The following is a 23033-nucleotide window of genomic DNA, read 5'->3' as shown; positions in this document are numbered from 1 at the left end:
CGCAAAGAAGGCGAAATCATCTGGTACTATTCATGTTCCAGTAAATTACTTCGATAATCCCGTCAAAAATTGTTTAATGACCTGAATTAATTCTTCCGGAGCTTCATACATGCTCATATGTCCTGCTCCAGGAATCACAGCTTGCGTGATATGTGGCTTGTCACTTGTAAATGTACGTTCCGGCGGAATGACGGAGTCCTTCTCTCCGGCAACCAGCAGGACAGGAAGTGGTGTAGCGGATAATACATCACGGCGGTCCGGCCGTTCCCGCATAGCCAGAGCAGCTCCAGTTGCCCCTTGCGGCGCCGTCTGGTAACCGATTTCTTTCACACGTGTCACTTGCGCTGATAGCGATTCCACATGTTCTGGTGCAAACAAACCGGGAACCAGCCCATCCACAAAGTGAACCATGCCTTCCGTCTGAATGGTGGATACTGCACGAAGGCGTTTTTCCTTGCCCTCTTCACTATCCGGATACGCTGTGGAATGAATCAAGCCGAAGGCATTCAATCGTTCCGGGTGGCGCTGTGCGATGGAGAGTGCGATATATCCACCCATAGAGTGACCGAGCAAGACAGCCTTATCCACCTTGAGCTCGTCCATTAATTGCAATACGTCATTGCCCATCTGATCGATGGTATAGCTACCTACAGGTGCGTCCGTTTTGCCATGTCCACGCAGATCGGGCACGATGCAACGATAGCTGCGTGCAAGCTCAGGCACAACTTCATCCCAATAGGATGAACTTCCGCAGTATCCATGGAGCAAAATGAGTGCTTCTCCCTTACCCTGTTCGGCATAACAAATCGTCGTTCCGTCACACATCACTTTTTCCATATAAATCCCTCTCTCTGCGCAAATTAAATTCATTCAAGTTGTATATTATTAAGCCTGCAACTCATTTATGAAACGTTTGTCTGTATTTTACTGCTTCGGATACCGCCTCAGCAATCGTTCGGGACATACCCATAACGAAATGCAGCGAGGTCATCTGAAGAATGGAATAAGGTCTCGGTCCATTCGCATTCACCACAGCAGCCACGCTGTAATGACCAACCGGCGGCAGCTTGCCGCCAACCGATCGGGCCGGAATAAGTGCATGTTCCGCGAGATAGTATGTACCTTCTGCCTGTTTTGGACCCAGACAAGCATCAATGGCGATGATGGCATGATGGGACGGGACAAGCGCCAGCCTCTTCTCCAGCGTATCGGCATCGCAGGGTGAAGCCAGTGTCCCGATCACGTGGTTCACTCCGTACTCCTGCAGCAGGCTCCCTGTCAGCGGGCCCAGTGCATCCCCGGTAGAACGGTCCGTCCCGATACAGACAAAGGTAATTTCATCGGGTGAATGAAGTTGGTAGATGTGCTTGAAAAATAATACCAAATCTTCTCCCTGCACATTTTTGCGGGCTTCCCTGCTTTGATGGCGAACCAATTCCCGCTTGTACACAGTCAATCTCTTTCCCCTCCTTTACATATGTACTCCCTACCTGAAGCTCTATTGTTGTATTCCTCATTTTACCCGATGCTTCGTTACGCCGCAAAAGCATTGGCCTGTGCCTGTCCAAACATGATACAATGACAACAGTTTCCGATATGGAAGGGATGGACATAACGATGGATTTAACGCAAGCAAGCGCAGCCAACATGGAATATATGATTGAAGCGATCAAAACGAAGCTGCGGATGGCCAGTGGAGCTGCCATGCAGGCTTCGGCTTTCCCACTCGACAAGTATGAAGATCTGTTTGACCTGTATGAGATGGTCCTGGGCAAGGAACATCTCAGTATTTCTGAAGTGGAAGCTGTTGCTTCCGAACTGGGTAACCTTCGTAAATCCTAGGCGACATTGTTCATGGAACTTTGAGCGGCTCTTTTTATGAGCTATGAAGGTAAATCATCAACCCGTACAAAGAGGACCTGCCTTCCACGTCACAGTGGAATCAGGTCCTCTTGCGGTTGTTATATTCCAAGACTGTCCTTGCCGGACAGTCTGCTTCATGTTTTAAACCCTATTCCATCGGTTTAAGTTACACCCTTTTCCTCAAGGCAAGTCCACCAGTACAAATTCAGCAGTCTCGCTGCCTGTACCTGTAATTTGCAGATCACAGCTCTTACGGATCCGTGCAGCATCACCCGGCTTGAGATTGAAGTTACCATCTGAACATACAATCTCGATATGACCACTAATCAGGAAGAGATGTGTACGCCTGTCTTCATGTTGAGGGTACATTAATTTTTTGCCGGATTCCAGATGGGATAGATAGCAAGTTACATCCTGTGAAATAGGTAATGCTCCCTCGGCTGCCTCTCCCCCTTGTCCCGATACAATCGGACAAAGACGGTTCAGTTGCTCCTGAGCCTCCAGTCGACGATTGGTATACGAGGGTTTGAGCATGCGCTGGGATGGCAAAAACCACATTTGTAAAAAGCGTACAGGTTCATCCTCAGAGGGGTTAGTCTCCGAATGCTCGACCCCGGTCCCCGCACTCATGACCTGAACTGTTCCCGGTTCCAGCAATTGCTCCGTTCCCATACTGTCCGTATGTTTCAACGTACCTGATATCACATAACTAACAATCTCCAAGTCATGATGTGGATGTCTCTTAAAGCCTTCCTGCGGCATCAGTGTGTTGTCATTATGAGCCAGAAGACAACCAAAGTGGGCATTGCTTGGATCATCATAGTCCGCAAAGGAAAAGCTGAATTCACTGTGTATCCAACCTCGATCCGACGTGTGCCTTTCTTCCGATGTCACTACTTTAATCATATTCATCCACCTCCAAAGGTTTAGAGCTGCCACATCTTCGCAGCAGTTCATGCGTGTATATTTAGAATTCTATAGATCAATACCAGTTGGTATGTCATCTTTACCCGTGGCCCGGAAATTCTAATCACGCCCCTTGCTTAAGGTTATACGCTTTCTTCAGGTGAGTATAGCTTGAATTCGCTGTCTGCCCGCCCCACGACTTTACCCGCGTCGTTCCGAATATCAGGTGGATATACCTCTGCCAGTCGTTCGATGGTTTTTCGATTGCTATATCCAATCTGCTCCAAGATGGATTGTGCAATCCAGGCCCATTCTTCTTCCGAACCGTCAAGCACTTTGAACGTGATTCCAAGGCGTTCCTTTTTCAGAGCAAAACCAAACACACCCTTGAAGCCGCCCTTGGCTACAATGTTGCTGTCTTCAAGCAGCACGGAGTCCACGCGTCCGGTTCCTCCTACCATTAGCGGATATTCGTTCATGGCTCCAGTGATGCTCTCTACCGCAGAGCGTGTAGATGGATCTTCAATCAGATCCGGGCAAGCCAGCTTCAAGTATGCGTTCGACAATGCCGATAACGGCAATGAAAATACCGGAAAGCCGCAGCCATCCGTCCCAAGTTTAATCTCTTTCTCTTCAATACCCGCCATGTAGGCCATGGTCTCCAGAATTTCACGCTGTACTGGATGTTCTGGCTCTGCATAACTACCCAAGTCAGCCTGTATCATCTGAGTGTATGCGAGAATGCCCAGATGTTTACCGGAACAGTTGTGGAGGATACGACGCTTTTCTCCTTGAGCACGCAGCCATTGATTCCGGCTTTCTTCATTCAGGGGATAACTTGGTGCACATATGAGGCATTCTTCTCCCAATCCTATTTTGCTTTCCAACTGCTCCAGCACCTGAATATGAATCGGTTCCGATCGGTGCGAGGAAGACATGATGGCAATCTCCTGAGCTGTCAGACCATAATGCCCGGCAATACCGGCCCGAATCCCCGGAATGGCCTGAAAAGGTTTGGCAGATGAACGGGTAAACGCTCTAAAATGAGGATCGCCAGCTGAATATACAATCTTGCCGTTCTCATCCGTAATACTTATGTGTCCGTAATGGGCGCATTCCATAACGCCTGCACGGTATTCTTTAATTAACAGGGCACTCTCCATGCGAGTTCTCTCCTTTATACTCCCAAATTCATCTCTGCTTTGCGTCACGACGCCGCATGGGATATCTTAAATAGTATAGTACAAAAGCGACGTTTTTACAGTTTTTTCGACAGACATTTCGGGTAATCCTTTATCAATCTTTATCCACCTACTACCATCACTGAAGGAGACACTCATTTATGCAGCGCAAAACGCATTCATCCTCATCCGGGTTAAATCGCAAAAATTCATTACGTCCACTGCTCAAGTGGGCTGGTTTTGGAATGATAGCCAGCGTTTCGGTCGTCTTCTTGCTGGCGGCTCTGGGAGCGTTGCTTGGTAACGATGCTATCCTTTCATTGGATGACCGTATCCAGCAGCTGGTCTATCTGAACTCCGAATCACGTATTTATCTACTGCCTTTCATTTCTTTCATTACTGCGCTCGGTTCTTTTAACCTTTCTGCCATGGCAGCTGTCGGTTTTTCAATCCTTTTCTTGCTGCAGCGACGTCCCCGTTTCCTCATATATGGATATGCGTTACTCAGCAGTTTTGCCATGATGTGGATTCTGAACACCTTATTGAAGGAAATATTCAGACGCAGCAGACCTGAGCTGGAACATCTGTTGATCGTTCATGGATATAGTTTTCCAAGCGGTCATGCGATGATCTCGATGGGGTTTTACGGCATGTTATTTGTCATCTGGGCGATTGAAAGACAGCAACGGTTGTCTGGAGTTGCCCTGCCTGTCCTTTGCGGAATGGCATTTATATTCCTGATCGGTATTAGCCGGATCATGCTTGGCGTACATTATCCAACCGATGTTTTCACCGGATTTGCTGCCGGACTGGCTTGGATCTGCTGTATGATTCAGGGGATTAAACGCTCCTTCTGAATTGCATTATCCTATATTTTCCATATCATTTCTCCACACGTTGATTGTTTCACCTCGAAGCACAGCGTTTATATACGAAGTAAGCAAACGCGAATAGACAACATCCTACATCAAGTATAAAGGAGGCGGTTGTTATGTGGGGTATCATTATCAGCATTGTGATGGCAGTCATTATTGGTGTAATTGGTGATGCACTTGCCGGTCACAACATGCCTGGAGGAATCATCGGTGCAATGATTGCCGGATTTGTCGGCGCCTGGCTAGGAGCACTTTTGCTTGGTAACTGGGGGCCGGTCATCGGTAACTTCGCCGTCATTCCTGCCATCATTGGAACAGCGCTCTTTGTCTTCTTGCTGGGGCTTGCGTCCAGACTGTTCAGACAGGCTGCCTGATCGGTCAACAAGGTGTTCATTGTTTCGTATCCGTTTTTTAAATTTGAAGAAGGAGTGATTTGACATGAATAAAGCAGAAGAGCAATATCCTGTACAAAGCGGTTCCAATTTCGCCAAAGGTATTTTCATCGGAGGTTTGCTGGGTGCTGCAGCTGCGCTGCTCTTTGCCCCTAAACCAGGACGCGAATTGCGTGGTGACCTTTCAGAGAAAGTGGGCATCGTTACGGATCGCACGAAAGAAGTTGCAGCAGTTGTAGGTGATAAAGCTTCCGAACTGGCTAAAACGGTCTCTTCCAAAACTTCTGATATTGCAAAAACGGTAAACCAAGGACGTAATGACGTCATGGATTCCGTGAGAAAAGCTTCCGCTGATGTAGCGAATGAAGCAACCAAGGCGACAGAAGAAGTGGCTGCTGCTTCTGTAGAAGCCAAGGAAGATACACGTAAAGAAATAAACTCGACCAGCCTGTAAGGCTTGTGATCGAGTGCCCAATAGCCAGCTGTATTCCAGCTGGCTATTTTTTATCCACACCGCGAGATTAAAGGAGGAAGAACATGAGTAAAGTCACAATGAACGGCAATACGCCCATTACCGGAGGAAAACCCGCACAACAGTATGATACCAGTGAGCACCCTTTTGAATTGCGTCATGAGGTAAAACGCCTGAACACAAGGCTAGATCAAATTGCTGACAGTCTGGAAAAATCTCAAATCAAGGATATTATCGAAAATTACAGCAGTCCCAAAAAACGCATCATTACCAATTTTACAGCCGGTATGGCACGTGGTTTGGGTTTGACCGTAGGGACCTTTGTTGTTCTTGGTCTGCTCGCCTTTATTCTTAGTCAATTCGTGAATATGCCGATTGTAGGACAATACATTGCTGACTTATTGGGATACATTGAAGATTATAAAAAATAAAGGAAGCATGTGATGCTTCATAAATCATTGCCTTCGTTTACCAATGCCACGTTTCTCTGTTTCCTTACCTGACGGCTGGGAGGACTTTACTTTGAGCAGATCCCCTGTCCAGCCTTTCATCATCATCCATACATACATGCCGACCATGCTAATGATGATAAGTACAAGGACCAGTACAACCCCCCAGGTTTTATCGATCCAAGGCAGATTCTCAAAGTTCATTCCCCATATGGCTCCAGCAGCCGTTGCGGGCGTGAATACCGAGGTAACGAGGGTCAATGTCTTCATAATCTCATTGCCACGCACCCCTGAAATCGCATTATCAATGGAAATCAGTGTATCGATCTCTTTCTCATAATGTTTGAACAAACGCTCCATGCGTTCGATCCGGTGCTGGAGCTGCTGAAAAAACCGGTTCTCCTTCAGCTCGTCCAGATAAGCCTCTCTGGCGGCGGCCAACAATTCGGAATACGGGATGAACAGGTTACTCCAATACAGCAACTCAAACCGGGCAGCAAGAATCTGATCCATCAGCGTTCGGGCATTGCGGGATTCCATCGTCCGCTCTAAATCACGCAGGTTCATCTCAAATTGATCCATGCCCACATGGTAATAATGCAAGATGGCTCGAAACAGCACAAACATGCCGTCCCGGGCTTCATTGCATTGTTGTAACATGGCTGCACGTTCACCTGTATTCATAATCCCTCTGGTATTGTCATCTACATTCAAGGTAACCAGTCTTTCTTGATCCACATAGAAAAACATCTGATTAACTTTACGTTGATCGTCTCTTTCATTCTTGACCGCATATAATAATGACCCGAATATGACGGGCTCCGTGCCGTTCATGAAGCGGACAGACAGGTAATTGGACTCTACCGCCGGTATTTTGCGAAGCCAGTACTGCATTTCTGGAAATTCGCTCGTTAGTTCCTCCAAGGCTTCTGCCATACTTTCCTCATCCGGTGCCACCCAGTCCCACCATTCCCAATGGTCTAAGTAGGTAGCCTTGTCCCGACGCGCTTCCAGTTTGACTTTATCCACAATCACTAACATCCACTCCTGCATTCATACTGTTCTTAAGAAATCATTGATCCCAAAAAAGGACACGTATGCATTCCATTGGAATCACGTGTCCTTCTTTATGCCGTGCTCAATATCATCACCGATCTGCATCTCATAATAATGAGGCGTTCGACATAATCTGTTTTAATTTCTCAGTGGCTCGCTTCTGGATACGGGATACACTCATTTGGGATACTCCCAGTTTCTGAGCAATTGCCCGCTGCGACTGACCATCCTGAAATGCCAAAATAAGCACCTTTTGTTCCTGTTCCTTTAACTGTCCCAATGCCTGCTGCAAGTCCATCCGCTTCTCGACCGAATCGAAGTCATTTACATCTGAACTGATCAGTTCGCCCAATGTGGCTGCACTCTCATCCTGTGAAAGCGGAGAATCCAGTGACACATAGTGGTAACATTCCCGACCAGCCAAGACTTCGATGGTTTCCTCAGGGGTTAAATCCAGGTATTCTGCAATCTCGTTCACACCTGGTGAACGCTCCAGCTTCACTGTCAATTCATCAATAGCATGCTGGACAAGTGCTCCCTTTTCCTTAATTCTGCGGGGCACCTGAATGTACCAGGACTTGTCCCTTAAATAATTTTTCATATGACCGATCATGCTCTTCATGGCATAAGGTTCAAACGGAATACCCAGATTGATATCGTATTGCTTAAGCAAACGAATTAGAGCCATCTGCCCGGTCTGATACAAATCTTCATACAGATCGGGTCGGTTCCGCGCAATTTTACCTGCTGCCATTTTCACCATCGGTTCATATTTGCGGATAAGAACTGTTGCAATTTCGTTATCCTGGGTCTGCTGGTATTCCCAGATCAAACCTATAGCTTCAGACATGGACTCTGGGGGAGTCACTTTTTCATTCATACTTTCTCCTCACTTCTTGCAAGACGTTTTACGAGTACTACTTTCGTACCTTTGCCCGTCTCACTTTCCACACTGACATCATCCATCAGAGCTTGCATCAGGTAAAATCCAAGTCCACCGATTTGGGCTTCAGACAGTTCTTTGTCGTGAAGGCCTGCGCGGGATACCGCCGGGTTAATGTTCTCGAAGCTGGCACCTTCATCTTTGACGGTAATGGCCAACGTGTCACTATCGACTTCGAACACAACCTCTACCATGCCGCCTTCGTGTGAGTAAGCATACAGTACAGAGTTATTACAGGCCTCGGATACAGCAACCTTCATATCCTCAATGTCCTCATAAGAAAATCCCATTTTGGACGCAACACCATATAGATTGAGTCTTACAATATCAACGTAATCAGCTGTCGCCGGTAAATTAAGGGTGACTCTTTGAACTTCTGCATTCATTCCTTTTTCGATCCTTTCCTATTGGGAATTCTTCTGTGGGACAAAGAATTTGGCAATACCCGTCATATCAAAAAGTTTCTGAATTTGCGCAGGAACTTCCTGTACTTCAAAGCGAGCTTCCATTCCATGCCGTGCTTTCAGAACAGATAACAGGATACCAATCCCTGTACTATCGATGTACTTTAGATCCTGCATGTTAATAATCAAATCTTGTTCCTTGTTATCCACGAGCGGCTCCATCACCAAACGGAATTCAGGAGCAACTGACAAATCCAGTTCGCCAGTCAGATACACCGTGCACACGCCATCAAGTGTTTCTGTTCTTGCATTGAATTTTTCATTTTTGTTTGTATTCATTAGACATCTCTCTCCTGATCAATGGTTTCTTTACCTAATAACCCATCTACAGCACATATGAAACAGTAATCGAATTAGCAAATATTTCAATTGGCCTGATTTATGGCCGATGTTTTGGATTTGAACAATCGCCTTTCTTCCTGAAATCGGGACAACTTCTGTTTCACATTGCCCATTTTCACAGGTTTGCTGATGTAATCGTCCATACCTACAGTGGAACATCGCTGCTGAATACCATCCATGACATTGGCGGTCATCGCTACTATAACCGGCTGCTGGTCTTGAGGAAGGCTCTCACGAATTCGGCGAGTACACTCCAATCCATCCATCACGGGCATTTGTAAATCCATAAATATATAATCATAGCTGCGATTGGCCAACACCATATCCAGCGCCTTCTTGCCATCTTCGGCGATATCTGCGATGAGTCCAAGCTTGCTCAGCATGATGGACATTAGTTTCTGATTAATGGGGTGATCATCGACGATTAATACGCTTGGATGCATTTCATAATTTTTAATATCCGTATGCTGATCTTCCCCCATACCATTCGTGAGCTCAGTTTCGACATACCGCTGCGCCTGAATGGTAAATACAAACGTTGCTCCACGCATCTCCGTCGTATCCAGATATATCTGTCCACCCATCATTTCAACGAGCGTTTTGCATATAGCCAACCCCAGACCGGTTCCTCCATACTTGCGCGTCATGGATGTATCCAGTTGGGAAAACGGCTGGAACAGGCGGTCGACTTTGTCTGCAGCTATACCTATTCCGGTATCTTTTACAGCAAACTCCAGCGTCATTCGCCCGTCCTTTTCTTCATTAACGGATACGATCAGATACACACCGCCATGGTCCGTGAACTTGATGGCATTGGCAATCAAATTCAGCAGAACCTGACGCAGCCTTGCCATATCTCCATAGATCAATTGAGGTACCGAATCTTCGAGGAAATATTCCAGCTCAATATTCTTTTTGCCGGCTTCTGCCGCAAACAGTTTCAGTACTTCACGAATACAGGAAACAAGTTCAAACGGATGCTCTTCCAGTTCCATTTTTCCGGATTCCATCTTGGTAAAATCAAGAATATCGTTAATCACCGTAACAAGTGCATCCGCACTGCGACGTACAATGTCCACGTATTCCTTTTGATCTTCTTTCAGCTCCGTGTCCATCAACAGATCAACCATACCGATAACGCCATTCATGGGTGTGCGAATCTCATGACTCATCATGGCAAGGAACTCGGTCTTCGCGTTTGCAGCGATTTCCGCTTCCTCTTTGGCCTGAATGAGCTGCTGATTCATCTTCTCCAATTCCTGCGTCTTCTGGTGCAGAAGCATGGTCTGTGTTTTCAAACGTTTATTCGTGATAAACATTTCCACAAAGCCCTCGATTTTGGACTTTAAAATCTGAGGAATAAACGGTTTGACCATATAATCAATGGCCCCCGCGGAATAACCTGCAAATAAGTGCTCTGCCTCTCTGCTATTGGCAGAGATGAAAATGATCGGCACGTCCTTGGACTTGTCACGCGCCTTGATTAATTTTGCTGTCTCAATACCGTCCATCCCAGGCATCTGCACATCAAGCACAATGACCGCAAATTCGTCTTTCAGCAAACAACGAAGTGCCTCTTCCCCGGAGGTTGCCTTGACGAGCTTGTACTGTTCCGATTCCAGAACCGCTTCGAGAGCAAGCAGGTTCTCGGGGCGGTCATCTACCAATAATATGTGGATTGGTTCATTGAGCCCCATGACTAAGCCTAACCCCCTATTTAATCTTCCGGTATATTTTTTCCGTCCGGTCTAACGGCTCGTAGGCATCGCTGAATTCCGTAAAATGTATTGATTCTTTAGAACCCAGAACAAGGATGCCAAAGTGGCTCAAACTTTCATGAAAAAGTCCGTGCACATGGTTCCGCAGTTCATCATTGAAATAAATCATGACATTGCGGCAAAAGATCACATTAAACTCGTTAAATGAACGGTCTGTTGCCAGGTTATGCTCGGCAAAAATAATATTTTTGCGTAAATAAGGATGAAAAATAACAGAATTATATTTGGCCGTGTAATACTCTGAGAATGCACGCGTGCCCCCGGCTTCAAGGTAATTTGTAGTGTATAGTTTCATTTTCTCGATGCCATATACGCCTTCCTTGGCCTGCTGCAAAGAGCGATCATTCATATCTGTCGCATATATTCTTGCCTTGTCATACAGTCCTTCCTCGTGCAGCATAATCGCCATGGAATAGACTTCTTCTCCTGTAGAACAGCCAGCATGCCATATTCGGATATACGGATATGTTCTTAAGATCGGAATAATCTGTTCGCGAAACATTCGGAAAAGCGTAGGATCACGAAACATTTCCGTCACGGGAATGGACAAGTTCTGTACAAAACGATCAAACGCAGAACGGTCATGCAGCACCCGTTCTTGTAAGCCAGAAATGGTCTTAACGCCTTCGGCATGTGCATAATGCCAGATTCTGCGCTTTAATGAAGGCAACGCATAGTTTCTAAAATCATATCCATATAAACGGTGCATACCTTCCAACAGCAACTCGATCTCGATCAATTCACGCTCTTCATCTTGCGGCATGCGGATCGATTCTGCCTCCGCCTCGGTAGGTTCCCACGGTGTCATATTTTCTCTCCACTTCTTCATTTGTTACTTGCGTATTAGATGTATTGTCTTTCATTACCCAAACTATTGGGTTACGAATACAACCATACCCGCATTAAGGATAACAATTGATCCGTTTGGATCGGTTTTTTTACATAATCGGATGCTCCAGCCTCAATACACTTGCCGCGATCATCTTTCATCGCTTTTGCGGTTAAGGCGATAATTGGCAATTTTTCGAATCTCGGTATTTGTCTGATCCGCGTCATGGCCTCATAACCATCCATTTCCGGCATCATCATGTCCATTAACACCAGATCGATTTCCGGGTTCTTATCCAGAATCTCCAGAGCTTCACGGCCGTTCTCTGCAAATGTCACATCCATCCGATAACCTTCGAGCACACTTGAAAGGGCAAATACATTACGGATGTCATCATCCACAAGCAATATTTTCTTACCTTCAAACAAGGTTTCCTTGTTATGCAGCTTCTGCAGAATCCGACGTTTGTCTTCCGGCAGGTTGGCTTCTACCCGGTGCAGGAACAAGGTCGTCTCATCGAGCAGACGTTCAGGTGATTTCACGTCCTTGATGATAATGGACTCCGCATATTTGCGAAGCTTCATCTCTTCTTTACTGTCCAGCTCTTTGCCTGTATAAATAATGATCGGCAGATCATTCAAATATTGATCGTCCCGAATCTGATCAAGCAATTCAAATCCGGTCATATCTGTCAGCATCAAGTCCAGTACCATACAGTCATAGCGTTGACTGTGCAATTCGTTCAAGGCCTCACTGCCGGTGGACACTGCCGTAATTGCAACATCATCGTGGCCGATCAGTTCAATGATTGCTTTGCGCTGAATTTCATCATCTTCCACAATCAACAGACGTTTCAATTGATTCTCTGTATAGGATTCGATATGCGAGAAAGCTTTATCCAGCGAATCTTTACTGGAAGGTTTTTTGAGATAAGCAATGGCTCCCATCATCAAACCTTGTTTCATATCATCGATTACCGAAATCACATGGACCGGGATATGACGTGTCGCGGAGCTGCTTTTCAGTTCGCCCAGAATCGCCCAGCCATCCATGACAGGCAACTGAATATCAAGGATTATCGCATCCGGCAAATATTGACGGGCCATTTCGAGTCCTTTGTCTCCCTGAAGCGCCACAATCGCCTTAAATCCTCTGCCTCTCGCCATATCCATCAAAATATGCGCAAAATTCACATCATCCTCAATGATAAGGAGAATCTTGTCGCCTTCCATCAGGTTCTTCTGATCATCTTCCAGCTGGGCAAGTACAGGTGAGTCGGGTTGAGGCATTTTCATAAACGAATTACTATCCGGATCCGATGTAAGGACCATCTGTCTGCCTGAACGCATCGTCCAGGTCTCTCTTGCAGACTGTTCGATCTCAGAAGAAGCGGCAGCTTCTGTCATAGCTTCGTCCACCTGAATCTCTTCTTCGTGATTATCCGGCAGGTACAGAGTAAAGCTGCTGCCCACACCTTCGGATGATTCGACCTGAATGGCACCACCAAGCAGGCGAGCAAGTTCGCGACTGATGGACAGTCCAAGGCCCGTTCCGCCATATTTGCGGCTCGTTGTACCATCCACCTGCTGGAATGCTTCAAAGATCAAATCCGTTTTGTCCGAAGGAATTCCGATTCCGGTATCCTTCACGGTAAAGCCTACATATTCCTGATTCGTATTCAAGTATCCAGGAAGCTCTTCCATTTTCATCTTCCGTCCAATCAGGCTTACCGATCCCCTGTTGGTAAATTTGAACGCATTCGACAACAGATTCCGCAAAATCTGCTTCACGCGATGGCTGTCGGTGTATACCCATTCCGGCAAATTGCTGTCGAACTCAATGTTCAGGCTGAGTTCTTTTTTGTTCGCCATTGGACCGAAATTCTGTTGAACAAAGCTGGTCAGTTCATCCATGCGAACCGTCTCATAGTTGATGTCCATTTTGCCCGCATCCACTTTGGACAGATCCAAAATTTCATCAATCATTTTCAGCAGATCTGCACCCGACATATAGATCGTTTGGGCATATTCCTGCTGTTTAACGCTCAGATTTCCATCCTTGTTCTCCGATAACAATTGGGACAGAATCAAAAGACTGTTAAGTGGCGTACGAAGTTCATGCGACATATTTGCCAAAAATTCGGATTTGTACTTGCTAGTCATCGACAATTGCATGGCTTGCTGTTCAAGCTGTGTTTTTGTTTTCTCAATCTCGTCGTTCTTCTCTTCCACTTCACGAACTTGTTCTTCCAATGCTCGTGTCTTGGCAATCAGTTCGGTATTGAAGTGCTCCAATTCTTCCTGTTGACGCTGAAGAAGCTCTTCCGAACGTTTGAGGGCCCCCGTCTGCTCTTCCAGATTTTCATTGGAACGGCGCAGTTCTTCCTGCTGGGTCTGAAGTTCTTCAGATTGAACCTGTAATTCCTCCGTAAGCGCCTGGGATTCGCGCAGCAGTTCCTCCACCCGCAAACGGCGGCGAACGTTGTTAAGAATGACGCCCAGATTCATAATCAGCTGCGAGAACAGCTGTGTATGCAGATTCGTAAACCCTTCAAACGAAGCTAGTTCGACCACACCAATCAGTTCATCCTCAAATACGACAGGATAGATCATCACACCCGAAGCACGCGATGATCCCGTTGCTGATCCAATGTTCACATAATCCTCCGGAGTTTTTTCCATGATTATTGGAGTCATATCCAATGCGGCTTGTCCAATTAATCCCTCTCCGATCCGGTAAACCTCTTTGCCAACATCTTCATTCTCTTCAAACGCATAAGCACCATAACGTCTCAGTTCGTCCGGATGCTTCTCTTCATCGATCAGATATACAACGCCCAGTTGAGCTCCAAGTACAGGCGTAAATTCACTGATAAACATCTGTGAGATCTGGCGAATGGAGCCAATACCTCGCAGCAATTCCGGAACTCTGGCTATGTTGGAACTCATCCAGTTCTGATCTTGCTGTGCTTGTAAATAAGCTTTCTCGACTTCCAGTTTCTCCTCCAAATCATTGGAGACATCCTTGAACACACTGGCAATCTGTCCAATCTCGTCGGTGGACTTCACCTGTATACGACGAATGGTTCGATATCGACCTTTACCAAAACTGGTAATCATCATCGACACCGTATTCAGACCACGCGTAATACTAGGCAGTACCCACATAATAACCCCGAGAGCAAGCAGAAGCCCCGCAATCATGATGCCTACAGTAATCTGAACTGCTCGTGTATATGCTGCGTTAGCAGCCTTAATTTCACTATCAATCTCCTGATCCTGAAAACGGGAAAGTGCATTCAGACTGTCCACAGCTTCCTTTTGCACAGCAAGACCGGTTGAATTCCTGTAGTTGTTGCCATCTTCCGCACGTCCTTGAGACATCAAGCTGAGCTGTTTGGCAGCATAAGAATTATAAGAATTCCAAGCCACATTTACACGGTCAACCAGTTGATGCTCCGACGCACTGTCAGCCCGTTGACGAACTTCCTTAAGGTAACCTTCTCCCCGTCCCTGCATTTCCTTAAGCTCATTTTCTGCAGTGCCGGTTGAGTTATTCGGGTTAAGTAACAAGTTAGCCAGCACTTTCGCGATATCATTAACTTCTCCACGTACGGATGAGGTGTATCTAACCTTTAAATATCGCTCCTGATACATTTGGTCAACCTGTTTATTGCTGCTGTTCAGCCGTTCGTAGCTCACAAACGTAAGCACGATCAATATGGCCATCAGAGCTGTAAAGCCGATCAGCAGTTTATTTCTGATTTTCATTCAGCTTCGCCCCCTTTATTTAAGGTAATCCAGACCAAACATTTATCATCATCCCGCTCTTGCGGAATTTCATCATCGAAGAATAATGCCTGCATGGCCGCTTCATCCCATTGGTGGGAGCCCGCCAGTTGTTCCTTCAGAAATGCCTGCTGCATTTCCTGGTCGCCCTGAACGGCTTCGGTTAATCCATCCGTATACAGCGCAATGTGCCCGTCACCTTCATAGTGAATCGTCTGTGGTTCAATGTCCATCTTGTCGAACAAACCGACAGGACAGCAGACGCTGTCAAACGTGGTCACACTTCCATCATGACGGAAAAAGAGTGCTGGTGGATGGCCTGCATTCACGTAGTCAATCCGCTTCATTCGGGTATCCACTACCAGATAGATCGCTGTAAAATAGTACTGCACCAGCTGTTTTTCCAAATGCAGCTGATTAAAGCGACGATTCAGCTCCTGAATGACCTTCTCCGGGTCTACATACGTTGTAACGGTGTCTTTCAGCACGGAAGCAATAAACATCGTAAATAGTGATGAAGATATTCCATGCCCCATCATATCCAGCAGCAGAACTCCATATCTGCCTTCGCCAAGCGGATACCAAGAGTAAAGATCACCCGCGAGTTCAAATGAAGGTTTGTAAATGGCATTAACGTGAAATAGCGGATCTTCAATAGCAGGGCTTAACACGGCATTCTGTACCATCGCCGCAAGTTTCAGCTCATCCTGAATCCGCTGATCCCGCTCTTTATGCCAGTCCTTCTCTTGCTTCAGACGAAGCGCAAGACGGATTCTGGCCATCAGTTCCACTTTATTGATTGGTTTGGTCACGTAATCGGATGCCCCTGCATCCAGCGCCTCGGCCAATTTCTTGGAATCTCCGATTGCAGTAACCATAATAATAGGTATGTCCTTGAGATTCTCAAATTTCTGCACAATGCTGCAGGCTTCGATTCCATCCATCTCCGGCATCATCATATCCAGCAAAATCAGGTCAATATCCGACGGTTTGGGACGAAGTTCATTGTTTTCCTCCCCAATCCCTAGAACTTCAAACATCTCCATGGCAGAACTTGCCGTTACAATGTCACGATAGTTTTCTTTTTTCAGAATTTCTCGAATGATAATGACATTCGTCGGATTGTCGTCAACAATAAGTATTCTCATTTCTATCTCCTTATCTGTGGCGTCCGGGTTTGTCGATTCTTATCAGGTCCGCTAACAACCTTAATTATACAAATTTCGCATTCAAGACAGCGGTAGACATAATAATTCCTAGTCTAACTATAATCGTATTATCAAAAAACTTCTATCAGTAAATGGCACCATCGTAGGAGAATTCCCCCGCTTGTCACCCTGTTTTTGCTGCGTTCTGATCCCGCTTCCAAACTTGCAAAAACATAGATAAGGAATGGGGATATCCCCATTCCTTATCTATGTTTTTGGTTAAGCATTCTGCATCATCAACTGTAAAACTTCTTTGATTCAAACAAAATACTCGATTCTGAAGCTTGTCCCTTGTCAGAAGGCTCCAGCTTACGTTTGTATCGGCTATGCTATTCTTTCTTTTTGGCAATCACAAGCACTTTGCCTTTATCGAGTTCACTCTCATAAAAATCTGCCTCAGCTTCGGTGAAGCCCATCGAAACAATTTTGGCCCGGAGTTCATCGCCACGGGAGCGGAACAGATTCGCCATGGAATCAAATACGCCTTCTTCCTTAATACCAATCTCTTTGGCGTCGGCCGTATCGGCAATCCGATCTGTACGATCCTTTTCATGGGCCAGAACGAAGATATGATCAGCAAGGTATCCGGTAATCTGCAATTCTTTCACCGCTTCTACCGCTTGGACTCCGTTTTCTACCACTTTTGCATAAGCTTGCGCATTGGTTGAATTCATCGTTTCCACTCTCCTCTGATTGATCTTCTTTATCGAGCTACTTAATATATAACCATATGGTATGGGACTGAAACGTTTCTGGATTAACCAATCCTAGGAAACTGATTCATCAAAGAGATCTATTCCTTCAATCTGATTGGAGCCTGGCTTCATATACACTTTCAGCGCCTGACTTCCCCGAAGGAATACTTCTCCATCCTCTGCTACATAATACGGCTTGCCCAAAGCATCCCGAATGTCCTCAATATCCATATCAATCCACTCCTGATTAAGCTTCAGACGTTTCTCGTAAGCATCAATATGCACATAATTGACCACTCCTGTATCTTCGCAGAGCCCAACGGTTACATCTTTGAATTCATACTCCGGACAACCCAGATAGGGATCATGTTCCTTATGAACCGGTTGACCTTTATTGGCTAAAATATCATCGATGCTGTCATCCAGAGAAATGTCATTCAGAGTCCGAAAATGCTGGACAGTTCCGGAACGATCAGCAGCCAGAACTATTTCTGGTGTCTCCTCTTTCGCTACCGTCCATTGCATATCATGAGCAGCGGGTACCGCTGCCGGTTGAACGGAAAAGGGAGAAATTACGCTAAACATAACAAGCAGTAGTTTCATCATGATTCTCACCCTTTCTTCAGGTTCATCACCGCTCTGAAGACTTCTATTGATTACAAAACGGTCATGCTATTTCCGCATACGTTGCCATACATTAGCGGCTACATCCACATATTTCAGCCAGCTTTTTGCGCCCTTGGCATCATCATGATATGTAGCTTCATAGGATTGCAGTGTCCGATCTGTCGATGTCGCGGGCGGCGTCTGTACTACATTCGCTACTTCTGATCGTTTGCTCTGTTCACTGCTGCTGCGTTTCGTCTGAAACTTAGCCATCAGCGTGGATGATACCTGCTTAGCGGCTTCCGTCACTTCGTTCAGCACTTCTCCCAAATTTTGTACAGATTCCATAACAGGATCAATTTGTTTCATTTTGTGCTGCACATCAACTGTAATATCATTGGCATGCCTTACCGTCTGTTTTACTTCATAACTAAGCTCATCAATGGTCTTTTGAACTTCCTGCAGTGTCTGTGACACATTGTCGAGTGAACCCTGAGCGGACTTCAAGGTACGAATTAAAAAGAATACAAGTACTGCAAATGCAATTGCAATTAAAGCCACACTAATTTGATAGATCATAAAAGAACCTCACTTTCCAGTATAAATCGGTTTTGTTATTGCTTAGTTACCCGACCAATTCCGAGGCGAAACAAATAGAAGATGAACTGTGAAATCAGCACAACCTGGTAAAATATCACAATGTTTCAACCCGAAAGGCCTCGGTTAAAGAACAACTACACACGGCAGTGAGACGAACACTTCTCGCTACCCAGTTCTATAAACGAAAGGATGATACCCATGTTGAAATGGTCGGTACTATTTCTAATTATTGCTCTTGTTGCAGGTATTTTCGGATTCTTCGGTATTGTTGAAGCAGCTGCTTCTATTGCCAAAGTACTCTTCTTCATCTTTGTTGTACTGTTCGTCATCTCCCTGATTACGGGACGCAGCCGAATGCGATGAATGGGGCTTCTCCCCTTATGAACAGCACACGATACATACAAAAGCCTATCGCGCTTGCAAAAGCCGGTAGGCTTTTGTGCGTTTATAGCATCTTTTTTTGCAACAATGATGCCCAAGCAAATTATGACTTATCTCTATTATGTATTACGCTCCCTTCTCGTCTATTCCACCCCTTCTCCCCGACTAGATCATAAAAAACAGGACCATTATGACGTAGTCAACCCGGTTTTCTCCCACCGAAGTATGATATTTACAGGCTCTCCTTATACCCACATATGCTCCAGTTGACACTGGAGAAACCAAGAAAATATTGTTATAATTTGTGTTTCACAAGTGAGCTCGCTTGGTTACTTTTAACACAGGACAACAAAACTACATACCTAACCGAGGAGGAAAAACAAATGAAAAAAATCGTAAGTTTTGCCGCTGCTCTGACTTTGATGGGTTCCATGGCTGCTGCCGCAGGTGCTGAGGAAGCGGTTACCGGGTCGGTAACTCCAGAAACAGGAACACAGGCAACCACAACAACGCCTGCGGTTGAAGTGAACAAACCTGCTGTAGACACTGTAGAAGGCACAGCTGAGACTGTTACTGGCACAACAGAGGACACAACGGGTACGAAGGGTACTTCAACAACTACTGAAACTACAACTCCAACAACGGACGACAAAATGTTTGATGAACCTGTTGTGAAAGCAGGAGATGAGGTTCTGGTCCCTACGATGCTGCTCAACCTGTTGGAGCGCACATGGTTCTATGACACACCTAATGGCAAGCCGATCGGTGCACTGGGTTCCCAAATCATCGATACAACAGGTGAAGTTGTAGATGGATTCGACGGCGGTCAGTGGGTACAAGTATATACGTGGAAAGGCAAAGCTTGGATCCACGTTGCTATTCAATAGTATCGTATAATCGTTCTAACGATAAGTAAAGATAAGTAAAGAGGACAGCGCTCAGGCAGCGGCTGTCCTCTTTTCATTTCATAAGCGTTTATTTCGGGTTTGTCTCTCCCGGTCTCAAGGGCTTCCCGCGGTTCCTTCTTTCATCTTAGGCTCCACATGTACATGTACATGCATAATATTATGCGAACGTTTCAATCGCTCTTCGACCCGGTCACAGATCTGATGACCTTCGATCAGGCTCAGTCCTCCATCCACCTCAATAACCACATCCACCAATACATGACTACCATGCACACGCGCCTTCACGTCCTTGATCATCTCTACACCAGGCACCCGAGCCACAGATGATCTTAGATCGGTCAGGTCTTTCTGATCAAATCCGTCTGTCAGACGATGTGTTGAATCCCGGAAGATCTCCCATGCTGTCTTACAGATCAACAGACCTACAGCAATTGCAGCTACTTTGTCCAACCAAGGAAGACCGAATTGCGCACCGACGATCCCAATTGCAGCTCCGATGCTGACCCAAGCATCCGATCGATTATCTTTGGCTGCAGCCATCAGGGCCTGACTGTTAATTTGTTTGGCAAGACGATGATTGTAACGATATACGCCCAGCATCACCAGCGCACAGGCAACCGCAACCGCTGCTGACCACAGGTTCGGTGCAACAAAGTTCCCTTCATACCAGGAACGAACCGCTTCAACCAATACCTGCAGGCCAACCATGGCCATAATAAATGAAGCAATTAGGGCAGCGACCGTTTCCGCTCTAAAGTGACCATAGGCATGATCGGAATCAGGCGGCTTCTGGGATATGCGAAGTCCGATCAATACAGCAACAGACGCAACAATATCTGTAAGGTTATTGAAACCATCTGCCAGCAAAGCACTGGAAGCAAATAAATATCCGCAGATCAACTTAAAAGCAGACAAGACCAGATAGGCCACAATACTGACCCAAGCCCCGCGCTCTCCTTTGCGTATTTCTTCATAGGCGTTCAAACCGGGCGACACTCCTTTAACGTTTCGTATTACGGTTGTTCCATGTTACCAAATGCGTCCTGTGTGGGTCTATAGAAACAGTGTTGCCAAGCTGCATTGCTGTAGGGGAGCCGAAACAAAGTTGCCAGACCGCAGGGCTGTAGACGAAGAGAAAAAATGTTGGTCCAGTCAAAAAAGTGAAGGATTTCAGCATTTTATCAGGTTGCCCTTGTGGGGCTTTTGTAAAACGTATAAAATGAGTACATCCCGTCCAATTCGGACGGCTTACTGTAAGACCGGGAGGGAATAACGATGAGCGATAATACTGAACCGAAAAAAGTCAGTTTGCAGGATGCCATACGCCAAAAACTGGCGCAGAAGAAAGAACAGGCAAACACGGGTAACCAATCCAGTGCCTATTTTGAAGGCGGCCCCAAAGCAATGAAGAGCCAGAACAACAAAAAGCCTAACAACCAACGCCGCCGTACTGGCGGGTCATAGACCGTAAGAAGCTCTTGTATGAGATGTTTCTAAGGTTACAGGATCACCCTGTATGACCAAAAAAAGAACCGCAAGCCCTCCACTGGAGAGCTTGCGGTTCTTTTAGTTCACCATACGCAATGTAAACAGATTAGCTTATCTTAAGCTTCTACTGGATACATTTTGTTACGCAATTCTTTAATTTCGTCACTTTCCAGATACTCATCATAGCTCATTTGACGGTCAATGACGCCATTTGGCGTGATTTCGATAATCCGGTTAGCAATGGTTTGAATGAACTGATGGTCATGCGATGTAAACAGCATGGTACCGTCAAAATCAATCATACCGTTGTTCAGTGCGGTAATGGATTCGAGATCCAAGTGGTTCGTTGGCTCATCCAGAATCAGAGCATTGGCGCCCGTTTGCATCATTTTTGCCAGCATACAGCGGACTTTCTCGCCCCCGGAGAGTACACTTGCTTTCTTCAGGGATTCCTCACCTGAGAACAGCATACGACCCAAGAATCCACGCAGGTACGTTTCATCCTGATCCTTGGAATATTGACGCAGCCAATCTACGAGACTCATATCTACTCCGTCAAAATACTTGGAGTTGTCTTTCGGGAAATAAGCCTGGGTTGTCGTAATCCCCCAAGTGTATTCGCCACTATCCGCTTCTGTTTCACCCATAAGGATATCAAACAACAACGATTTGGCATTACCGTTCGGGCCAACAAAGGCGATTTTATCCCCTTTATTCACCACAAAGCTGAGATCATTCAGCATGTTCACACCATCAATCGTTTTGCTGATGCGGTCAACGGTCAACAATTGTTTACCCGCTTCACGCTCCGGCTTGAAGTTGATGAACGGGTATTTCCGGTTTGATGGACGAAGATCATCCAACGTGATTTTGTCGAGTTGTTTCTTCCGTGAAGTCGCTTGCTTCGATTTGGAAGCATTCGCAGAGAAACGTTGAATAAAGGCTTGCAGCTCTTTAATCTTCTCTTCTTTTTTCTTGTTAGCATCACGTTGCAAAGCAAGAGCCAATTGACTGGATTCATACCAGAAATCGTAGTTACCTACGTACAGCTGAATTTTACCAAAGTCGATATCGGCAATGTGTGTACATACTTTGTTCAGGAAGTGACGGTCATGGGATACCACAATAACAGTACCTTCATAATCCATCAGGAAGTTCTCCAGCCATTGAATGGATTCGAGATCCAAGTGGTTGGTAGGCTCATCGAGCAGCAGGTTGTTTGGACGACCAAACAATGCTTGTGCCAGCAGGACACGAACTTTTTCGTTACCGCTTAGATCAACCATTTTCTTCTCATGCATGTCACGTTCGATACCCAGACCGATCAGGAGTGCCGCTGCATCCGGCTCAGCATCCCAGCCGTTCAACTCAGCAAACTCTCCTTCAAGCTCACCTGCGCGCAATCCATCTTCTTCTGTAAAGTCCGCTTTGGCATACAATGCGTCCTTCTCCTTCATGATGGAATAGAGACGGCTGTGGCCCATAATTACCGTTTCGAGAACCGGATACTCATCATATTCAAAGTGGTTTTGCTTCAAAACGGCCATGCGTTCGCCCGGGGTGATGTGCACCTCTCCCGAGTTCGATTCAATTTCACCGGACAAAATTTTCAAAAATGTTGATTTGCCGGCTCCGTTGGCGCCGATCAGACCGTAACAGTTGCCTGGCGTGAACTTGATATTCACATCTTCAAAAAGTGCACGTTTTCCGTAGCGGAGCGTGATGCCGCTTGTACTAATCATTAAGCATACCATCCTTTATTTAATATTCTGCATACTGCATGAATAGCAACTAATTCAATCATGGATT

General features: G+C 45.9%; 25 protein-coding genes. 8 read left to right on the top strand and 17 right to left on the bottom strand.

The genetic code is table 11. The features are described from left to right. Nucleotides 1-45: 45 nt before the first annotated feature. Both QP794_RS26675 and yyaC read right to left on the bottom strand, forming a co-directional pair. On the bottom strand, nucleotides 46-837 hold the full coding sequence (locus QP794_RS26675) for an alpha/beta fold hydrolase (protein ID WP_285079757.1): 792 nt from the start codon (nucleotides 835-837) through the stop codon (nucleotides 46-48). A gap of 61 nt (nucleotides 838-898) precedes the next feature. After that, nucleotides 899-1450: a spore protease YyaC gene (gene yyaC, locus QP794_RS26670; protein ID WP_052016667.1), complete on the bottom strand. Its 552-nt coding sequence runs from the start codon at nucleotides 1448-1450 to the stop codon at nucleotides 899-901. 167 nt (nucleotides 1451-1617) lie between these two features. Here yyaC and QP794_RS26665 point away from each other — a divergent pair, with 167 nt between their 5' ends. Then, on the top strand, nucleotides 1618-1842 hold the full coding sequence (locus QP794_RS26665; RefSeq protein WP_024631350.1) for a DUF1128 domain-containing protein: 225 nt from the start codon (nucleotides 1618-1620) through the stop codon (nucleotides 1840-1842). Nucleotides 1843-2043: 201 nt separating this feature from the next. Here the strand turns inward: QP794_RS26665 and QP794_RS26660 are convergent, their stop codons facing one another. After that, nucleotides 2044-2769, bottom strand: coding sequence for a pirin family protein (locus QP794_RS26660; RefSeq protein WP_285079755.1), 726 nt, complete (start codon nucleotides 2767-2769; stop codon nucleotides 2044-2046). Nucleotides 2770-2912: 143 nt separating this feature from the next. Continuing rightward, nucleotides 2913-3932 (bottom strand): asparaginase, encoded by a 1020-nt coding sequence (locus QP794_RS26655; protein ID WP_285079754.1) that lies wholly within the window; start codon nucleotides 3930-3932, stop codon nucleotides 2913-2915. Nucleotides 3933-4111: 179 nt separating this feature from the next. Between QP794_RS26655 and QP794_RS26650 the strand changes: the two genes are divergently transcribed. The 4 genes from QP794_RS26650 (at nucleotide 4112) to QP794_RS26635 (ending at nucleotide 6120) form a co-directional block, all read left to right on the top strand. Next, complete coding sequence (locus tag QP794_RS26650) at nucleotides 4112-4807, top strand: phosphatase PAP2 family protein (RefSeq protein ID WP_285079753.1); 696 nt, start codon at nucleotides 4112-4114, stop codon at nucleotides 4805-4807. Nucleotides 4808-4941: 134 nt separating this feature from the next. Then, nucleotides 4942-5199 carry a GlsB/YeaQ/YmgE family stress response membrane protein gene (locus QP794_RS26645; RefSeq protein WP_024631354.1) on the top strand — a complete coding sequence of 86 codons (258 nt, stop codon included), beginning with the start codon at nucleotides 4942-4944 and terminating at the stop codon, nucleotides 5197-5199. 64 nt (nucleotides 5200-5263) lie between these two features. Continuing rightward, nucleotides 5264-5671 (top strand): YtxH domain-containing protein, encoded by a 408-nt coding sequence (locus tag QP794_RS26640; protein ID WP_024631355.1) that lies wholly within the window; start codon nucleotides 5264-5266, stop codon nucleotides 5669-5671. Nucleotides 5672-5754: 83 nt separating this feature from the next. Then, on the top strand, nucleotides 5755-6120 hold the full coding sequence (locus tag QP794_RS26635; protein WP_024631356.1) for a DUF5665 domain-containing protein: 366 nt from the start codon (nucleotides 5755-5757) through the stop codon (nucleotides 6118-6120). Nucleotides 6121-6144: 24 nt separating this feature from the next. Here QP794_RS26635 and QP794_RS26630 read toward each other — a convergent pair whose 3' ends face one another. The 11 genes from QP794_RS26630 to QP794_RS26580 all read right to left on the bottom strand — a co-directional run bounded on the left by QP794_RS26630 (nucleotide 6145) and on the right by QP794_RS26580 (nucleotide 18426). Further along, the gene (locus QP794_RS26630; RefSeq protein WP_285079752.1) at nucleotides 6145-7173 is read right to left on the bottom strand and encodes a magnesium transporter CorA family protein; all 1029 of its coding nucleotides are present in this window, start codon (nucleotides 7171-7173) and stop codon (nucleotides 6145-6147) included. Nucleotides 7174-7300: 127 nt separating this feature from the next. Continuing rightward, the gene (locus QP794_RS26625; RefSeq protein ID WP_024631358.1) at nucleotides 7301-8074 is read right to left on the bottom strand and encodes a sigma-70 family RNA polymerase sigma factor; all 774 of its coding nucleotides are present in this window, start codon (nucleotides 8072-8074) and stop codon (nucleotides 7301-7303) included. Further along, nucleotides 8071-8523 carry an anti-sigma B factor RsbW gene (gene rsbW / locus QP794_RS26620; protein WP_024631359.1) on the bottom strand — a complete coding sequence of 151 codons (453 nt, stop codon included), beginning with the start codon at nucleotides 8521-8523 and terminating at the stop codon, nucleotides 8071-8073. The genes QP794_RS26625 and rsbW overlap by 4 nt, the downstream gene beginning before the upstream one ends. A gap of 18 nt (nucleotides 8524-8541) precedes the next feature. After that, nucleotides 8542-8880, bottom strand: a complete 339-nt coding sequence (locus QP794_RS26615) for an STAS domain-containing protein (protein ID WP_024631360.1) — start codon at nucleotides 8878-8880, stop codon at nucleotides 8542-8544. 86 nt (nucleotides 8881-8966) lie between these two features. Next, a complete protein-coding gene (locus QP794_RS26610) occupies nucleotides 8967-10640 on the bottom strand; it encodes a response regulator (RefSeq protein ID WP_285079751.1) in 1674 nt (557 codons plus the stop codon). A 16-nt stretch (nucleotides 10641-10656) separates the two neighbouring features. Further along, the gene (locus QP794_RS26605) at nucleotides 10657-11529 is read right to left on the bottom strand and encodes a CheR family methyltransferase (RefSeq protein WP_285079750.1); all 873 of its coding nucleotides are present in this window, start codon (nucleotides 11527-11529) and stop codon (nucleotides 10657-10659) included. A gap of 71 nt (nucleotides 11530-11600) precedes the next feature. After that, on the bottom strand, nucleotides 11601-15320 hold the full coding sequence (locus QP794_RS26600; protein WP_285079749.1) for a response regulator: 3720 nt from the start codon (nucleotides 15318-15320) through the stop codon (nucleotides 11601-11603). Continuing rightward, entirely contained in the window at nucleotides 15317-16486 is a 1170-nt protein-coding gene (locus QP794_RS26595; RefSeq protein WP_024631364.1) for a PP2C family protein-serine/threonine phosphatase, read from the bottom strand. The genes QP794_RS26600 and QP794_RS26595 overlap by 4 nt, the downstream gene beginning before the upstream one ends. Before the next feature lie 389 nt (nucleotides 16487-16875). Beyond that, nucleotides 16876-17220, bottom strand: a complete 345-nt coding sequence (locus QP794_RS26590) for a YflT domain-containing protein (RefSeq protein WP_024631365.1) — start codon at nucleotides 17218-17220, stop codon at nucleotides 16876-16878. 93 nt (nucleotides 17221-17313) lie between these two features. After that, complete coding sequence (locus QP794_RS26585; RefSeq protein ID WP_285079748.1) at nucleotides 17314-17826, bottom strand: hypothetical protein; 513 nt, start codon at nucleotides 17824-17826, stop codon at nucleotides 17314-17316. Between the two features lie 87 nt (nucleotides 17827-17913). Continuing rightward, nucleotides 17914-18426 carry a DUF948 domain-containing protein gene (locus tag QP794_RS26580; protein ID WP_285079747.1) on the bottom strand — a complete coding sequence of 171 codons (513 nt, stop codon included), beginning with the start codon at nucleotides 18424-18426 and terminating at the stop codon, nucleotides 17914-17916. A gap of 219 nt (nucleotides 18427-18645) precedes the next feature. Between QP794_RS26580 and QP794_RS26575 the strand changes: the two genes are divergently transcribed. Further along, nucleotides 18646-18810, top strand: a complete 165-nt coding sequence (locus QP794_RS26575; protein ID WP_017692264.1) for a DUF1328 domain-containing protein — start codon at nucleotides 18646-18648, stop codon at nucleotides 18808-18810. Nucleotides 18811-19211: 401 nt separating this feature from the next. After that, the gene (locus QP794_RS26570; RefSeq protein ID WP_285079746.1) at nucleotides 19212-19715 is read left to right on the top strand and encodes a hypothetical protein; all 504 of its coding nucleotides are present in this window, start codon (nucleotides 19212-19214) and stop codon (nucleotides 19713-19715) included. Between the two features lie 114 nt (nucleotides 19716-19829). On the opposite strand, the gene QP794_RS26565 is transcribed toward QP794_RS26570, so the two are convergent. Beyond that, nucleotides 19830-20720 carry a cation diffusion facilitator family transporter gene (locus QP794_RS26565; RefSeq protein WP_285079745.1) on the bottom strand — a complete coding sequence of 297 codons (891 nt, stop codon included), beginning with the start codon at nucleotides 20718-20720 and terminating at the stop codon, nucleotides 19830-19832. Nucleotides 20721-21011: 291 nt separating this feature from the next. On the opposite strand from QP794_RS26565, the gene QP794_RS26560 reads away from it, so the two are divergent. Continuing rightward, nucleotides 21012-21200 (top strand): hypothetical protein, encoded by a 189-nt coding sequence (locus tag QP794_RS26560; RefSeq protein WP_024631370.1) that lies wholly within the window; start codon nucleotides 21012-21014, stop codon nucleotides 21198-21200. Between the two features lie 140 nt (nucleotides 21201-21340). Here QP794_RS26560 and QP794_RS26555 read toward each other — a convergent pair whose 3' ends face one another. Beyond that, nucleotides 21341-22966 carry an ABC-F family ATP-binding cassette domain-containing protein gene (locus QP794_RS26555; RefSeq protein ID WP_285079744.1) on the bottom strand — a complete coding sequence of 542 codons (1626 nt, stop codon included), beginning with the start codon at nucleotides 22964-22966 and terminating at the stop codon, nucleotides 21341-21343. Between the last annotated feature and the right edge of the window lie 67 nt (nucleotides 22967-23033).

This window comes from Paenibacillus sp. UMB7766-LJ446, assembly GCF_030226665.1.
Taxonomy (GTDB): Bacteria; Bacillota; Bacilli; order Paenibacillales; family Paenibacillaceae; genus Paenibacillus; species Paenibacillus vandeheii.
Note: the sequence above shows the minus strand (reverse complement) of the source record. Positions and strands in the feature narration are given on the sequence as shown.

Bases quoted from the DNA above. Each gene is read 5' to 3' on its own strand.
- QP794_RS26605 (WP_285079750.1), bottom strand. From the start codon at position 11,529: ATGACACCGTGGGAACCTACCGAGGCGGAGGCAGAATCGATCCGCATG.
- QP794_RS26675 (WP_285079757.1), bottom strand. From the start codon at position 837: ATGGAAAAAGTGATGTGTGACGGAACGACGATTTGTTATGCCGAACAG.
- QP794_RS26660 (WP_285079755.1), bottom strand. From the start codon at position 2,769: ATGATTAAAGTAGTGACATCGGAAGAAAGGCACACGTCGGATCGAGGT.
- QP794_RS26585 (WP_285079748.1), bottom strand. From the start codon at position 17,826: ATGTTTAGCGTAATTTCTCCCTTTTCCGTTCAACCGGCAGCGGTACCC.
- QP794_RS26580 (WP_285079747.1), bottom strand. From the start codon at position 18,426: ATGATCTATCAAATTAGTGTGGCTTTAATTGCAATTGCATTTGCAGTA.
- QP794_RS26615 (WP_024631360.1), bottom strand. From the start codon at position 8,880: ATGAATACAAACAAAAATGAAAAATTCAATGCAAGAACAGAAACACTT.
- QP794_RS26610 (WP_285079751.1), bottom strand. From the start codon at position 10,640: ATGGGGCTCAATGAACCAATCCACATATTATTGGTAGATGACCGCCCC.
- QP794_RS26555 (WP_285079744.1), bottom strand. From the start codon at position 22,966: ATGATTAGTACAAGCGGCATCACGCTCCGCTACGGAAAACGTGCACTT.
- QP794_RS26635 (WP_024631356.1), top strand. From the start codon at position 5,755: ATGAGTAAAGTCACAATGAACGGCAATACGCCCATTACCGGAGGAAAA.
- QP794_RS26645 (WP_024631354.1), top strand. From the start codon at position 4,942: ATGTGGGGTATCATTATCAGCATTGTGATGGCAGTCATTATTGGTGTA.
- QP794_RS26650 (WP_285079753.1), top strand. From the start codon at position 4,112: ATGCAGCGCAAAACGCATTCATCCTCATCCGGGTTAAATCGCAAAAAT.
- QP794_RS26625 (WP_024631358.1), bottom strand. From the start codon at position 8,074: ATGAATGAAAAAGTGACTCCCCCAGAGTCCATGTCTGAAGCTATAGGT.
- QP794_RS26570 (WP_285079746.1), top strand. From the start codon at position 19,212: ATGAAAAAAATCGTAAGTTTTGCCGCTGCTCTGACTTTGATGGGTTCC.
- QP794_RS26655 (WP_285079754.1), bottom strand. From the start codon at position 3,932: ATGGAGAGTGCCCTGTTAATTAAAGAATACCGTGCAGGCGTTATGGAA.
- QP794_RS26560 (WP_024631370.1), top strand. From the start codon at position 21,012: ATGAGCGATAATACTGAACCGAAAAAAGTCAGTTTGCAGGATGCCATA.
- QP794_RS26665 (WP_024631350.1), top strand. From the start codon at position 1,618: ATGGATTTAACGCAAGCAAGCGCAGCCAACATGGAATATATGATTGAA.
- QP794_RS26640 (WP_024631355.1), top strand. From the start codon at position 5,264: ATGAATAAAGCAGAAGAGCAATATCCTGTACAAAGCGGTTCCAATTTC.
- QP794_RS26600 (WP_285079749.1), bottom strand. From the start codon at position 15,320: ATGAAAATCAGAAATAAACTGCTGATCGGCTTTACAGCTCTGATGGCC.
- QP794_RS26595 (WP_024631364.1), bottom strand. From the start codon at position 16,486: ATGAGAATACTTATTGTTGACGACAATCCGACGAATGTCATTATCATT.
- QP794_RS26575 (WP_017692264.1), top strand. From the start codon at position 18,646: ATGTTGAAATGGTCGGTACTATTTCTAATTATTGCTCTTGTTGCAGGT.
- QP794_RS26590 (WP_024631365.1), bottom strand. From the start codon at position 17,220: ATGAATTCAACCAATGCGCAAGCTTATGCAAAAGTGGTAGAAAACGGA.
- rsbW (WP_024631359.1), bottom strand. From the start codon at position 8,523: ATGAATGCAGAAGTTCAAAGAGTCACCCTTAATTTACCGGCGACAGCT.